This window comes from uncultured Microscilla sp. (assembly GCF_947493425.1).
GTDB lineage: Bacteria > Bacteroidota > Bacteroidia > Cytophagales > Microscillaceae > Microscilla.
The window spans coordinates 64,501-79,845 of record NZ_CANLRP010000016.1; the positions used below are offsets into that span (position 1 = coordinate 64,501).

Consider the following 15,345-nt stretch of genomic DNA (forward strand, 5'->3'; position numbering starts at 1 on the left):
ATCAGGCAAAGGGTAAAACAATAGACTTAAGCCGTTAAAAAAGGTGAACATTCCGACAGTGTTCACCTTTACCCTTTAGTGTCTGGAGTGCTTGGGGATTGCCCACTGTTATTGTACCACCAATTGTTGTTCAATTAAGCCAATCAGAATATGGATAATTTTGATATGGATTTCCTGAATGCGGTCGGCATAGCCAAAGTGAGGCACCACAATTTCAACATCTGCCATACCCGCAAGTTTACCTCCGTCTTTTCCTGTCAGTATGACTGTTTTCATTCCCTTGGCTTGAGCCGCCTCTACAGCCTTTATTATATTGTTTGAGTTGCCACTGGTGCTAATGCCCAACAGTACATCTTCTGCTTTGCCTAAGCCCTCTACAAAACGAGAAAAAACAAATTCATAACCGTAGTCATTAGACACACAAGAAATGTGGCTGGGATCGGAGATGGCAAGTGCTGCCAATGCCTGGCGGTTATCGCGATAACGCCCCGAAAGTTCTTCGGCAAAGTGCATAGCATCGCAGTGTGAACCACCGTTGCCACAAGACATGACCTTACCACCTTGCCGCATGGCATTGGCCATTATTTGGGCTGCCTGAGCTATTTTCTGAATATTTTCGGTCTGGTTAACAAACTTCTCCAGTACCGATTGAGCTTCGGTCAGCTCTTTTAATATAAATTGTTCCATAAAAAAGTCTAATTCAAGTGAGGGAGTTGGTTGCATTCCCTGTGGTTGGCAAAATTAGTACTTTAGGGCAATGGTAAAAATTTAGTGATTGGTTTCTTTACAAGGGCAATATAGGAGGGTAGGCAGTCGTGGTTATACTTGGGTTTAAGTAGCAGGAGGGAGTAGGTTTGCAGTAGCCACACTGTGCACTACAGAAAGCCTGTGACCAATTTAAAAAAGCTATAGATCAAGTAACAATAAGCCTTGGCTACCAACATGTATCAATACAATTAACTACAAATGGGCTTCGCCCACTCATAGTGGGTTAATTATGCTCACTTGTCAGATATATTTAATTGTGGCTCAGTACTTAACCAAAAAAAACTATACTTTTACACCCCAATCAAAGTAAAAAAGACTATCAGAATGCAGGAAATAAAGTATATAGATCGAAAAACCCAACAAATTGTTCACGAAAACCCACCCGGAGAGGGCTTATTAAAGTTTTTATACTACAGTCCTTTTGGGCAACTTCCGTTACATTTGGTGGTCAAGCGTAAACTGTTGTCAACTTTGTATGGCAAACTTATGAGTAGCTCCCGTTCAAAAAAGAATATCCAACCCTTTGTAGATACATACAACATTGACATGAGCGAAGCCTTGCTGCCTATCAGTGAGTTTAATTCGTTCAATGAGTTTTTTTATCGTAAACTAAAGCCTGAAGTAAGACCCATAGAAGAGGGAGTGGTGTCACCAGCAGATGGCAAAATGCTGGTTTTTGAAAACATAAGCGAGTTGCGTAGTTTTTTTGTCAAAGGCAACCAGTTTACCCTCGAAAAATTTCTAAAAGATGAGGCACTGGCAGCAAAATACCAAAATGCATCGCTGATACTGGTGCGTTTGGCACCTACCGATTACCACAGGTTTCATTTTCCATTAGATGGCGTTGCGTATGCCTCCTACAAAATTTCGGGCAGGTACTATTCAGTATCGCCTTATGCCATTACCCCTGACTTTGCCAGGGTTTTTTGTGAAAACAAAAGGACGTATACTATTTTGTCAAGCCCCACCAGAGGCGATGTGCTCATAAGCCCGGTAGGAGCCACAATGGTGGGTACTATTATAAATACTTATGAACCCAATACTCAGGTAAACAAAGGAGACGAAATGGGGTATTTTGCTTTTGGTGGTTCTTCACTATTAATGTTGATCGACCGTGATCAAGTACAATTGGATGAAGACCTGCTGGCCAATACCCGTCAGGGAATAGAGACATCGGTATTGATGGGTGAAAGAATTGGTGTTTAGGTAGTTTTTACACGGCTTCATGGCAATTGCCGCTGGTTGCTAAACCTTGATGCCCATCCATAAAATATCATCACGCTGGGCTGCGGTTTCCATGTGTTCACTCAACTCTTTTTCTATGATTTCTTTCTGTTCGTCCAGTGGCAGCCAGGCAATGTCTTGTAGCAACTTTTCGAGGCGTCTTGCCCCAAATTTTTTGCGCTCAGGGTTGTTTTGATCTACCAAACCGTCAGACCCTACATAGATGAGGCTGTCTTTGGGAAGAATCAGTTGGTGTTTTTCAAACGAAATTGTTTTATTTTGCAATCCTCCGATCGATTTTCGAGTACCTTTGACTATGTGCATTTCGTCTTTTTGTTCGGGAGTAAGGTAATACAAAGGACGACGTGCGCTGGCAAAAGTGAGTTGGGTTGCTTCGTTGGGGGCGTCTTCCATTACCATAATAATTACATCCATCCCGTTGATGTTGTTAGAGCTGGGTTGCTTAAGTGCTATTGCCACCTGTTCGTGTAGTTGGTTGAGTATGTCTACCGGGTCATAACAGTCTTGTTGCAAAATAATTTTGTTGAAAAGGTTATACCCAATCAAACTCATAAAAGCCCCTGGTACTCCGTGCCCGGTACAGTCTGCTGCAATTACTATCTTTTTATTACCCACTTTTTCTATCCAGTAAAAATCTCCCGAAACAATGTCTTTAGGGTGGTATACAATAAAATAATTAGACAAAAAGGTTTTCACCCTGGAATCAAAGGGTAAAAATGCTTGTTGGATGGTAAGGGCTGACTTGATGCTTTGCTGAATCATTGTGTTTTTTTGCAGCAAATGTTTATTTTGATCTTCTATGTAGTTTCTTTGTGCCAAAATCTCATCCTGATTTTGTATAAGCTCTTCGTTTTGTGCCATGATCTCCTCGGTTCTTTCTTGCACTACCAGTTCCAACACTACTTTTTGCTTGATAAGGCGCCTTGAGTTGAGCCAGGCAATCAGCCCAATCAGGGCAATGCTCAGCACCACATACAAAGTGTAAGCCCACCAGGTACGGTGCCAGGGAGGGCGTATTTCAAACGAAAAAGTATTGATTTTACTTTCTTTGCCGTACACATTGCGAGCTTTGACAGCAAAAGTATACTTGCCTTCTGGCAAATTGGTGAAATTGGCCTGGGGTTGCTTGTTCCACGCCGACCATTCATCTTGAAAACCTTCTAAACGATAGCTATAACGTGTTTTTTCGATATTTTCGTAGGTAATTGCAGCAAATTGTGCATTGATATTGTTGAGACTATAGGGCAATACGATTTTGGTGCGTTGCCTGCCATATTTAAATATGGAGGAGTCTTTTGCCTGAATATTTTTTATGATGACCTGATAGCTTTGGTCAATATTTGTAGGTTTTACCACATTGTAAATGAGCAACTTGTTGAGGTTTCCAATGAGTACTTCCTTTTCGGAAGGGGTAACCAGCACCGGCGCATCTACATCTACTCTAAGCCCATTGGTAGCTATTTCTATGTTATTAAACAAGTTGGTAGTAAGCTTAAAAGTTCCATTGGCTTGTTTTTTAAGTACACCCGCCACTTCACGGTTGTAGGGTGCTCCTTGTCCTAGCCAACAATACATATTGCCTTTAGCATCTTCCTGAAAAGTATACACACAATACTTGTCGCCTAGTGCCTGGTTGAGGCGTTTTATTGGCACAAACTTGTCTTTAGCGGCACTGTATTCATAAAAACCTTGAGTAGTAGTAAATACTATTTTGCCACTTTGGAGCCTGTACATACGGGTGTTGCGGTTAGAAGGCAACCCGTTTTTGTCGTCATAAAATGTTTGGGCAATCACCGAGTCGCGTGGAGGGTTGAGCTTGAGTTTATAGACACCTTCATTGTAGTGCGATACCCATAAATGTCCAGCATCGTCTTCTTTGATAAAGCGGGTTTCCTTTTCAAAGCCCTTGATCTTATGGGTTTTCCATTGGCCATCTTCTTTTTTTAGCAACCATATCCCCGTATTGTAAGTCCCTACTACAAAATGATCTTCTGGAGCTTTGAGTTTGGTCAACGAATGTACATAACGATAACGCATCAATCTTTTGGCTACGCTGTCTTCGACCTGATACACCCCCCAACTATTGGCAAGCAAGGTTTGGGAGCCATAATTGTAAAAATTCCAGCAATCGCCATATAGGTTTTTCACCTTCTTTATTTTTCCCTCTTCTTTGGTATAATAGTAGGCGCCGTGGTTGGTACCTATATAGGTGTAATTATCGTGGTTGCCCAGGCTATAGATGACCCCTTTAAACCCGTCTTTATTGTCGATGTGGGTCAAAGGGGAGTTAAGCATAACGGTAGTAATGCCATAATCCATTGCCAACCACAAATTACCCTGGTGGTCGTAATGCACGTCATTGATCTTGTTGTTAATCGTTTTGGTACTTGCTTTTATCTTATGTATAAGCTCACCGTTTTTGTCTAAGATAAATAAGTATTGGGTACTTCTTAAAGCCATTTGTTGGTTGGGCAGGCGGGTAATTTCTGCCAGGTATTCTTTTGTAAGGAAGGAAGCCACTTGTTGAGGAGCCGCTTGTATTTTTTTGTCTTTGGAGGCTTTAGAATCGTAAATCCAGATTTTCTTTTTTACATCTACAATCATCCATTTGTTGTTCGAAAATGGGGCAATGAGGCTTAATTGAGATAAGTCGAAACCCTCAATTAAGTTAGACACCCGAAACTTGCCTTGTTGGTATACCCATAGTTTGCCTTTACGTTTAATGTAAAGCTTATTTTTGAGTATATAGGTGCGAAACCGACTGATTTTGACTACAGTAAATTTATTGTTTTTGTAAATAAACATTTGAGTGTTACTCAAAAAAACCACTTGATCTTCAATAATATAGGTTTGATGGATGGTTTTTATATTTTTGACCTGTTTCTTGAGCTGAGCTTTGAGCGAAGTAAAAACCCATTTGCCTTTTGAGTCGCGGGCAAAATACCCCAGGTCTTCTACTGCACCCACAAATATTCGCCCGTCGGGAGCTAAAGCAAGCGAATAAACAAAAGCTTTGTTGGGTAGGGTAATAAGCTTCCACTGCAAACCATCGTATTGCAACATACCATCGTTGTTGGCTACATACATCATTCCTGACTTGCCCTGTATAATGTTCCAGTTTTGCCCGGCACCCCGATATTTTTTAGGTGGGTAATTCTTGATAAATGGCTGTTGAGCGTAGGCAAAAGGAGATAGAAGGCATAAAAAGAAAATTAGATAATTATAATTTACTTTGGGGATGTTTGCCACAATGATTGGTTTAAAGTTAATGAAATAATTTAGCCTGATATTAATCTAAGCAAAATATTTGCCGTGCTTATACAAAAACAGTGCGTTATTTACCGATAGGATAATAACCGTAAAATATCTATTAATTTTTTTGAAGATTTGCTCAGGCACTTCTTTGAAATGTACAACCTGTCATATATACCTGCAGTTGTTGGCATACAGCTTCTGTTTTTTCAGCCTCTCCTGTGATATACAAATACTGCAGATTTTTTTGTTGCGTAAGCTGTTTGATAGACGCTTCTGCTACAGGAAGATCAACATAAAGCGTTTTTAGATTGGGAAGCATAGCTACAACATCAGGTAGTTTATCAAAAGCATTACCTCTAATATCAAGCGCTTTTAGCGATACCAATGTTTTTAAACTGTTAGGTAAGTCTGTGAGCAAGTTGTTACGCAAATCGAGCGATGAAAGTTTAGATAATTGCCCTATAGCATCAGGTAAACGGGTAATTTTGTTGTTTCTGAGCTCAAGGTTTTGGAGTTGTTCGAGCAAATGTATATTGGAGGGCAGGGCAGCAAGCTGATTGTTTTTTAAATCTATGTGTTGCAAGTCGGGCATAAGCAGGAGTACTTCTGGAAAACTGACAAAACGATTGCGCGACAGATTAAAGCTTTCGCGGTGGTTGAGCTCGTGTAGGTTGGCAAGCGACAATGGCAAAGTTTGCAAAGCATTGCTTTGTAGAGTAATGCTTTCGAGTTGGCTTAACTTGCCTATTTCTTCGGGTAGGCTTTGCAATTGATTGCCCTTGAGTTCGAGCACTTTGAGTTGTTGTAGTTGACCAATGCTTTGGGGGAGTTCACGCAAACGGTTTCCCCGGACATCAAGCTTTTCCAGATTTTTCATCTGCCCTATTTCTTCGGGCAACTCCTTTATTTGGTTGTTGTTAATAATGAGCCCTCTCAAGTTGTCTAAATGCACAATGTCAGTAGGAAGGTGTTTAAGTAAGTTGCGTGACAGGTGTAGGTGTTTGAGCGACTTGAGCCAGACAAGTTCTTGTGGTACTTGAGTAAGTTGGCGGTTGGTGACAAATAATCGTTGCCAACCCATGACCTGGTGCATTTGGGCTATGGCCAATACTGTACTTTTTTGGGTAGGATAGTACCAGTGCCATATTTTTTGGTAGGGCTTGAGCATAGTTTTTCTGATGAGTCCTCCTTCCATTTGCTGGAAAAACAATTCTACTGCCCATTTTTCCCCTGTTTGGAGCAATTCGAGCATTTTTACCTCAAACTCATTCAAGTCTTCAATTTTCATATTCTGGTTTCAAACAACTGGTATTAAATGTACCCAAAGACAAAAATAAGCGATTATATTACTTTTACAACAATAATGGAGGTTATGCTATAGCAGGAGCTATTTTTTTGTGTTTTAGAGAGCGAGCGAGTTGTTTTGTATATAAATGCAGGGCTTTCGTTACTTTACCCAGCTTTTTTTCACGGTCATCGCCTCAGCTCGTGTCTCCACGAGCTGATCGAAACCTTGAAAAACACTGTTCCCCAAGCCCTATGATGGGGCAATTTGTGGAGGCACAAACCGAGGTGAAAAATAGTAGAGTAGGCTTTCGTTAAACTTTTGAAGAAAGCCCTGCAGTGTGCACAAGTTTTTCACTTCAAAACGTTACGAAGACATCAACCACTCTTCGGCTTGCGCCACATTCTCAAAGACTTGAACATTTTCTTTGATTGTAGGAGCGTGTTTGCTTATCTTTTCTTTGATTTTTTCAGCTATCAGGTTGTTAAAGATATCTTTTGAGACGACACGCGCTATTTTTACCTTTTTTTCAGACAGTTGTTTGCCCAGCACATCTACTGCCCATTGGCGCGATTTTGCGGGCAAAGCCTTGCCTAGAGTAGCATCATACAGTATTTTTTGCTGTTCGTTGCTCATCAAAGGCATTGTATTGCCCCACATTTCCTGCATTTCTTCAAAATTCATAAAACCCAATACCTTCATATATATAATATTGGTTTCTGCGTTTTTGCTTACAACATAATTCTTCTTCTTCATAAGTAGATGGTATTTATTATAGGGGTTATTAAAGTCTGGTGAAAGCGTGTTTTTGGAGTTGAAAATGATGGTTTTTGGGGATTAGCTTTCTTTAGGTTGGATAAGAATATTTTGCCAGGGATATAAAAAACATCATCACAACAATTACTATAACTGTAATTGTTGTCAATAGGTTTATTTTTTAAGTTTTACTTAACATAATTAAAAGTTATAAACCAATCAGTGATGCTAAAAATGATCAAAGTTAGCTTGCCAACAAAAAGTCGATACCCTCGCAGTACCCCAACTTTAGCAGATGTGCTCTGATCTGGTCACGTGCTCCCCAATTGCCCACATAAGACACAATAAAACACTTACCAGGTGGGGGAATGTCGTGAAAATGCAGACAGGGAACATTTAGGCGATGGTGGCTACTCAGGTCAAAATACCCTTGAATACTGGTGCCCGATTGTTCAAGCAACCGGGCACGCTTACGCGATAATTTGCCTGCTCCCCATACCCATATATTGGGTGCGTATATGTTGTGTTTTTGTAGCCATTGGGCAAGGTAATAGGCTTTGGTTTTGTAAAACTCTTGTGGCGAATAGCGAGCATCAGTGCGTGAGAGTCGAGTAGGGGTATCGTTCCATACAAGCAAGGTTTCGGACACCTTTGCCATGTGAGCCCCTTGCCCAAGCCAACGCAACCATAGCTCATAGTCTTCAGGAAAATTACCTTGCCTGTAGTTTCCCCATCGTTTGACAGCACTTGCCCTAAACATGACACTTGGGTGTGCCAGTGGTGATTCGACAAAACGGTGAAGGCTAATGTCAGTTGGGGTAATCAATGTATTGATCCAATCTACATAGCGTTGGTAGCCCTTGGTTTGTAGTTCGGTGCTTTGGTGCTGTACCAAACAACTCACCAAGTGTATGGCAGGGTGCTGTTCTAAAAAGCTCAGCTGTTTTTCCAGTCTTTGGGGCAAAGCAATGTCATCTGCATCCATACGGGCAATATAAGGGGTGGTAATGTGGGCAAGCCCGGCATTGAGTGCATAGGCTATGCCGGGTTGTGGTTCGTCTATGAGCAAAACACGGTCATCTTTAGTAACAAAACTTTGGGCAATAGCCCGGCTTTGATCGGTAGAGGCATTGTTTACCAATACCAGTTTAAAGTTGGGCAGCGTTTGAGCAAGTATGCTTTCTATAGCCTGGACAAGGGTTTTTTCTGCATTATAAAAAGGCAATAGTACAGAAAGTAACATCTGAGCGTAGGTTTGTAATTACTTTATTATGAGTAGCTTAAATCCACTGGGAGCTTATGACTAAATTGTACTGGTACCCAAGGCTTGCTACTATCTATAGGCAGGCAAAGGTATAGAATTAATTTGCCTCATAAAAACCTGCTACTCCCTAAAAACTATTGGGTGCATAGGCCAACTTGCTTGGAGTATGGTATTTTTGAAAATCTTCAGCAGTAAACCAAAAACCCATCAGCAAAATATCATCAATCTGAAACTCACTGCCTTGCCAATCTTCCAAACGTTGTGCTATCAGGCTACACTGTAGGTTCATAGGTAGTGTGCAAGTTTGGGCAATAGCATCTTTGAGCTTTCTGGAACTAAACTTGGTCTGTGATCTTTCTCCAAACTGATCGGTAATGCCATCAGAAAATAAGTAAACCCGGTCGTTTACCTGTAGATCAATATTTACCGTTTCCAGGTGGTCACTGTCGTGCATGCGTTGGGTTCTTTTGTTAAAATAATCAGCCCCACCCCCAATCGACCATTTGTTGCCTTTAAACTCTACCAGTTGTTTGTTGCGCACGACGTATAACGGGCGATTGGCGCCACAAAACTCTAGTTGGCGTTGTGCCATGTCTACCACACACAGCGACAAGTCCATGCCATCGCTTACCCGTTCATTTTCGTTTACTTTTGATGATTCGCCTTGGTGTAGAAGTGTCTTTACCCGTTTGTTGAGATGGTGTAAAATAACCACTGGATTGGTGTTTTTTTCTACGTCTACAATCTGGTGCAACATATTATACGCAATTACGCTCATGAACGCCCCCGGTACTCCGTGCCCGGTGCAGTCAATGGCCGCAATGACCATTTTTTCGTCTTCATTGGGCAATTGAACCCGGCTAACCCAATAAAAATCGCCCGATACCATATCACGGGGTTTGAAAATGATAAAGTGTTGAGACAGTAGCTCTTTTATTTCACCTTTGGTAGGCAACAGCACATTCTGCAAACGTTCGGCGTAAGAAATGCTTTCGGTGATTTGGCTGCGTTGCTCTTCTATTTCTTTGTTTTGTTCTTCTATCTCGTGTATCTTGAGGTTTAGCTTTCTGTTCAAGTCATCCTGTTCTTGTATCTTAAAGCGGAGTTGACCTGCCATCCAGGTAAGACTACGGTGCAAAAATTTGCGTTCGTCGTTGGATTTAAAACTGATATTTGCCCAAAAGTTACCTTTGCCATACTCTTGCGCCAACTTAGCAAGCAATACTATAGGGCGCGAAAAATAGTGGGCAAACAGCAAGGCAATGACAATGGCCACAAGAATGATAGGGATAAAACTAAGCAACAAAACATTACGAAGCTTGGTAGTGGGGGCATAGGCCACATTTTTGGGTATACTCATCACCAGTATCCAGCCACTGCCCTTGTAGTTGAGATAGCCTGGTTCGCGGCTATAAAAAAATATCCGACCACCTTTTTCAAAAGCGCTTTGTTTTTTACGTTGTTGAGACTTATCCCACAAATATTGACTAAGCAGTGTCAAATTGGGGTGTTTTTTTACCAATATATTTTTTGGATGACTGCTCGAATACAACAACCTACCCTGCGTATCTATCAAGTCTATTTTTACCCCTTTGTTAAACTCGTGTAAAGGAATAGCAGGACTAAAAACCTCGTACAAACGCTTGATGAGTACCCGCGAAACCACGATGCCTATTTTCTCCCCGTTTTTATTGCGAATGGTTTGGGCAAAGTGCATCACTGCCTTGCCCAACGACTCGGACAAGGAAACGTCTAAAGCTGACTCTTGCCTGGTAAGCTGAGTCCAATACTTGGTATAACTATGTTGTTGGCCTATTTTCAACCCTTTGGTATCGGCTATTCTTACTCGTTGTGCATCAAAAAAAGAAAAGCTTTCGTACAAAGGATTTTCTTTTTTTATACTTAATAGATGATCGGTAATTTTCCTAGGGTTTTGGCGAATACCTGGTTGTTGAAATATGGCATCTTTGGCTATATGGCGGATATCTGAGTGACGTTCAAATACAAAATAATCGATGCTGTTGATGATATAATCAGACTGGTTTTTGAGCTTACGTTTGATCTGCATTTCTAGCGAGTTTTCGGTGTTTTTTTTAGTAATCAAATAGAAAGCTATAGCAGTAAAAAACACCAGCATCATACTAAAGACAGTCACCTTGAGGTAAATACTAATCTTCATTCTTTTTTTCAATTATCCCTTGGCAGTTTTAAATGTTTTCAGACTCAAACCTGGGTCTAAACTATTAGGAGACGATTGGGCAGCCTAAAGGAAAATCCAAGTTGAATTCAACCACAAAACTAGGGTTTTTGTTCATAGCATTTGCCTGGCAGGTGTTACCTAATTATTAAATATACAACAAGGGGTAATTTATTGCGTAAGTATTTGATTATGAGTGATTTGGTTTTTGTTGAAATGATTCAAAAACAACATTGAAAAATACAAAAAACAACGGGGTATTTGCCAGGCTATGGGGTAAAATAAAGCATTTGCTTTGGTACACCAAGGGTGAGGTATATACGGCATATATTTGAGTTTGTACCAGTAAAAAAAATTAAAGGCAGGTTTTTAAATTTATTCCTTATACCCATAAAAAGTGTTGTATTACCTGTGTTTTGTGTTCAAACTTTTCCATATTAAATAGTTGTTTTGCGTGAGTTTTTTTCACAAAGATCCCATTTAACTATAAAGCTTATGAAAATAAATCTGACCCACACTGTTTGGCTGTCATTGATAGTACTTATTATGAGCGCAGCTGTGCCCATTATCCAGCCTTCTGAGCACCTCCCCCGGTTAGCCACTCCCCATCAGGCATTTGATAAAATGATGAGCGTACTCATGCACAAACGTTGTATGAATTGTCACCCTTCAGATGATCGCCCCCGCCAAGGTGAAGACAGTCATGTGCACAACTTTGGGGTACAGCGAGGCAAAGACAACCACGGCACCTTAAGCCTGCGCTGCCAAACCTGTCATCAATCCGAAAACAATCCGTATTCTGGTGTACCAGGAGCACCTCATTGGGGGCTTGCGCCAAAGTCGATGGGTTGGCAAGGCTTGAGCAGAGTGGCAATAGCCAAAGCATTGCTCGATCCGGCTAAAAACGGGGATAGAAGCCTCAAAGATATTGTAAAGCACCTGACCGAAGACAAACTGGTAGCCTGGGCGTGGAACCCTGGGGTAGATGCCAGCGGCAAGGCTAGAGAAACTCCACCTGTATCGAGACAAGCATTTATAAAAGCCGTGAAACAATGGGCAGAAGCCGGCGCCAACATACCTGAGAAATAGTATTAGTCCGGAGTTAATTAGTCTGGAGTTGGTAGCTTCTACAGCGTCAAGCTTTTAGCAATAAGCTTCAAGTTTGACGCTGCTCCACCAGCAATTTACTGATTTATAAAGTGTTGATTTTTAAACACTAATGAAGGTGATAGGTGGAAGTATTCCTGTTTTGTCAAGTTCTTATACGCCGATTACGCCATAAAAATAGCCTTATAAATCGTTGAATTTAAAAAAACACAGTTATAAAAATATGAAAATTTCATTTACCATCAACGGAAAAACGCAAACTGTAGAAGCCGACGAAAACACCCCACTTTTGTGGGTGATAAGAGATGGCCTGGGGCTCAAGGGTACCAAGTTTGGCTGTGGCAAAGCCGCCTGTGGTGCTTGCACAGTGCAGGTAGATGGGGGAGCAGTACGCTCTTGCTCTTATGCGGTCAAATTTGCCCAAGGCAAGTCAATTACTACTATAGAAGGACTCTCTCAAGGCAAAGAGTTACACCCTGTACAACAAGCCTGGGTAGAAGAAATTGTGCCCCAGTGCGGCTATTGCCAGCCGGGTTTTATGATGGCTACAGCCGCTTTGCTCGACAAAATTCCACAGCCGTCGGACGACGATATTGACGAAAATATTGTCAATGTATGTCGCTGTGGTACTTATTACCGCATGCGCAAAGCCATTCATCGGGCAGCAAAGATTAAACAAAGTTGAATGATCATTTCATTAGCCGTTATACATCATCCTATGCAAGCCATTCATAGGTAAGCGTCGGTATGCATCGGCATCTAAGGACTTGTGGCTTGTCGCTTAAAGCTTGCCTCTATCAAAGCTACTATAAAAACTATCCGCTAACTCGCAAATATGATTATATGAAAGACAACAACTCAGTAAACATAAAATCAAAACCAAGACGTCGTTTTCTTATCAAAGCCTCTATAGGTACAGCTGTAATATTGGGTGCCTGGGCTGGCATTGCCCCTATGCGCCGCATAGTAGCCAAAAAAATCAATGAAATAGATCTTGAGTATGAAAACAGCTACAAACCCATTACTTGGTTTGAGGTAAAGGCTGATAATACCATTGTGTTGCATTCGCCCAAGGTAGAAATGGGGCAAGGGGTGTTTACCGGGATGGCGCAAATTGCCGCTGAAGAGCTAGAGGTAAGCATTGCCCAAGTACAAGTAGTAAATGCGGTGAGCCTTGACCGCCCCGTTGATAAGTTTGCCACTGGAGGCAGTACTTCTATTGCGGGATTATGGGACGTATTGCGTGAACTTGCTGCTCAAATGCGCGAAATGTTGCGCAACAGCGCTGCCAACATCTGGAATGTACCCGCCGAAAGTCTTACCATAAAAAATGGGGTAGTCACGGGCAAAGGACAACAACTTACCTATGGTCAAATTGTACAGAAAACTACTGAATGGGAAGTGCCCAAAGAAGTAAAGCTCAAAGATAAAAAAGAGTATAAGGTAATAGGCAAAGCCATTCCAAGAATAGACCTGAAGCCCAAAGTAATGGGGGAGCCTATATTTGGGTTAGATGTAAGCATGCCTGGTATGTTGTATGGGGCAGTAGTGCGTCCCGACAAGATAGATGCTACCTTTAAGAGTGCAGATACAAGCCAGGCAGAAAAAATGCCGGGCGTGGTAAAAGTGGTGCTTGAAAAAGATTTTGTGGGAGTGGTGGCAAAAACCTATGTCCAGGCACACAATGCCAAAAAAGCCATCAAGGTACAATGGAAAGTAAACCGGGTATGGCAGCAAAAAGACATTGAGGACATGCTAAAAGTGGGAGAGGGCACAGACTTCGTCATTCAGAAAAAAGGTTCGGCAAAAAGAGCTTTGCGCGAAGATGGAGTCATTGAAGCCTCTTTTAGCACGCCCATTGGTGCCCACGCCCACCTGGAACCCAACGGAGCGGTGGCGTTGGTAGAAAAAAACAAAGCCACTATCAAAATTTCCACGCAAGTGGTAAACATGACCCGCGAAGAAGTGGCAAAACGCCTCGAACTCAACACCAACCAAGTAGAGGTACAAGCCACATTTTTGGGAGGTGGTTTTGGGCGTAGACTACACACCCCCAACGCAGTACAGGCAGCGGTACTTTCCAAAGCAGTAGGCAAGCCTGTACACGTATTTTTTGATCGGCAAGAAGAATTTCAAAATGATACCTTTCGCCCGCCTACCCACCACGTGCTCCGTGCTACCCTCAACAAAAAAGGACTCATTCACGCTATAGAACACAACGTATCAAGCGGCGATGTGGCTTTTGGCTCTCCGCTTACTCCAGGTTATGCCGAAATACTGGCTGGGGCAGATTTTGGCGCTTGGCGAGGGGGGATGATTCAATATGAGGCAATTCCTAACTTTAGAGCCGTATCGTGGCGGGTAAAGCTACCTTTTGCTACCAGTTGGTGGCGGAGCTTGGGTTTGCTTGCCAATACCTTTGCCATCGAGAGCTTTATAGACGAGCTTGCTCTCAAGGCAGGCAAAGACCCAGTGCAATTTCGCTTGGCGCAAATTCAAAACGACGAACGGGGGCAACGTTTGAAAGGAGTAATAGAAGCTGCCGCCAAAAAAGCCAATTGGGGCAAACCTGTACCCAAGGGCAGGGCTTTGGGTTTTGCGGCTTCTACCGATGCCAATACGCCTGTGGCGCAAGTAGCAGAGGTGAGCATAGACAACGGACGCATAAAAGTGCACAAGGTAACCTGTGCTATTGACCCTGGCATAGTAGTAAACCCCGATGGGGTACGGGCGCAATGTGAAGGAGCCATTATTATGGGAATAAGCGCCAGCATGTTTGAAAAAATGGAAATAAAAGATGGCGCAGTAGGTCCTACCATTTATGGAGCATACGAGATGGCATTGATGCGCGACGCTCCCAAAGAAATAGACGTGGTGTTGTTGGAAGGAAGCAGTAAACCTTCCGGAGTAGGCGAACCCCCGCTGGGTCCTATAGGGGCGGCTATTGCCAATGCTGTATACCAACTCACCAATCAGCGTTTGCGTTCGTTGCCTTTGACACTGGCATAATTTAGTCCGGAGTTGGTAGTCGGTAGCCCCCACAGGCATTGCCTGATCTTCAGGCAACTACCTGATCTAGCGTTTAGCCCACTACATGTGGTTATTTATGATGGTTTACTTGTGATTTTTCGAGTAATATAGATATTTGAAAAAGAAGGTTTGTCAGACACCGTTAGGACATTGATGATTAAAATCTCGCTCGGTAGCTTGGTGCAAATGGGTTAGATGAATCTACAAAAGGTAGAAAGTCCTTGCATGACTTTACTCCGTATGGAAGAAAATTATTTATAGATGTTACCCATTGTCAAACCTTCTTTTACAGTTTTCAACTATTGTCAAAGTTATTATATCTGTGTTTGATGAAAAAGTCTAGGTCTAAAAAAAAATCGGAAAAGTGGAATGATCACAACAAAAAGCTATCTAATCAGCTAGAAATGATTAATCCCAATGTTGCAGGTATAGATTTGG

10 protein-coding genes are annotated in these 15,345 nt (G+C 42.0%); 4 read left to right on the top strand and 6 right to left on the bottom strand.

Going from position 1 to position 15,345, the window contains the following annotated elements:
* Nucleotides 1–108 precede the first annotated feature (108 nt).
* Entirely contained in the window at nucleotides 109–687 is a 579-nt protein-coding gene (gene lpcA, locus Q0954_RS06900) for a D-sedoheptulose 7-phosphate isomerase (protein WP_299455363.1), read from the bottom strand.
* Nucleotides 688–1,092: 405 nt separating this feature from the next.
* Here lpcA and Q0954_RS06905 point away from each other — a divergent pair, with 405 nt between their 5' ends.
* Nucleotides 1,093–1,974 (top strand): phosphatidylserine decarboxylase, encoded by an 882-nt coding sequence (locus tag Q0954_RS06905; RefSeq protein ID WP_299455347.1) that lies wholly within the window; start codon nucleotides 1,093–1,095, stop codon nucleotides 1,972–1,974.
* A gap of 39 nt (nucleotides 1,975–2,013) precedes the next feature.
* On the opposite strand, the gene Q0954_RS06910 is transcribed toward Q0954_RS06905, so the two are convergent.
* The 5 genes from Q0954_RS06910 to Q0954_RS06930 all read right to left on the bottom strand — a co-directional run bounded on the left by Q0954_RS06910 (nucleotide 2,014) and on the right by Q0954_RS06930 (nucleotide 10,752).
* Nucleotides 2,014–5,262 (bottom strand): SpoIIE family protein phosphatase, encoded by a 3,249-nt coding sequence (locus Q0954_RS06910; RefSeq protein WP_299455349.1) that lies wholly within the window; start codon nucleotides 5,260–5,262, stop codon nucleotides 2,014–2,016.
* A gap of 142 nt (nucleotides 5,263–5,404) precedes the next feature.
* Nucleotides 5,405–6,556 carry a leucine-rich repeat domain-containing protein gene (locus Q0954_RS06915; RefSeq protein ID WP_299455350.1) on the bottom strand — a complete coding sequence of 384 codons (1,152 nt, stop codon included), beginning with the start codon at nucleotides 6,554–6,556 and terminating at the stop codon, nucleotides 5,405–5,407.
* A gap of 363 nt (nucleotides 6,557–6,919) precedes the next feature.
* A complete protein-coding gene (locus Q0954_RS06920; RefSeq protein ID WP_299455352.1) occupies nucleotides 6,920–7,309 on the bottom strand; it encodes a hypothetical protein in 390 nt (129 codons plus the stop codon).
* 244 nt (nucleotides 7,310–7,553) lie between these two features.
* Nucleotides 7,554–8,552 carry a glycosyltransferase gene (locus tag Q0954_RS06925; RefSeq protein ID WP_299455354.1) on the bottom strand — a complete coding sequence of 333 codons (999 nt, stop codon included), beginning with the start codon at nucleotides 8,550–8,552 and terminating at the stop codon, nucleotides 7,554–7,556.
* Between the two features lie 148 nt (nucleotides 8,553–8,700).
* Nucleotides 8,701–10,752 carry a SpoIIE family protein phosphatase gene (locus Q0954_RS06930; protein WP_299455356.1) on the bottom strand — a complete coding sequence of 684 codons (2,052 nt, stop codon included), beginning with the start codon at nucleotides 10,750–10,752 and terminating at the stop codon, nucleotides 8,701–8,703.
* 513 nt (nucleotides 10,753–11,265) lie between these two features.
* Here Q0954_RS06930 and Q0954_RS06935 point away from each other — a divergent pair.
* The 3 genes from Q0954_RS06935 (at nucleotide 11,266) to Q0954_RS06945 (ending at nucleotide 14,886) form a co-directional block, all read left to right on the top strand.
* Nucleotides 11,266–11,859, top strand: coding sequence for a hypothetical protein (locus tag Q0954_RS06935; protein ID WP_299455357.1), 594 nt, complete (start codon nucleotides 11,266–11,268; stop codon nucleotides 11,857–11,859).
* Between the two features lie 241 nt (nucleotides 11,860–12,100).
* Nucleotides 12,101–12,562 carry a (2Fe-2S)-binding protein gene (locus Q0954_RS06940; protein WP_299455359.1) on the top strand — a complete coding sequence of 154 codons (462 nt, stop codon included), beginning with the start codon at nucleotides 12,101–12,103 and terminating at the stop codon, nucleotides 12,560–12,562.
* Nucleotides 12,563–12,720: 158 nt separating this feature from the next.
* Nucleotides 12,721–14,886 (top strand): molybdopterin cofactor-binding domain-containing protein, encoded by a 2,166-nt coding sequence (locus tag Q0954_RS06945; protein WP_299455361.1) that lies wholly within the window; start codon nucleotides 12,721–12,723, stop codon nucleotides 14,884–14,886.
* Nucleotides 14,887–15,345 lie beyond the last annotated feature (459 nt).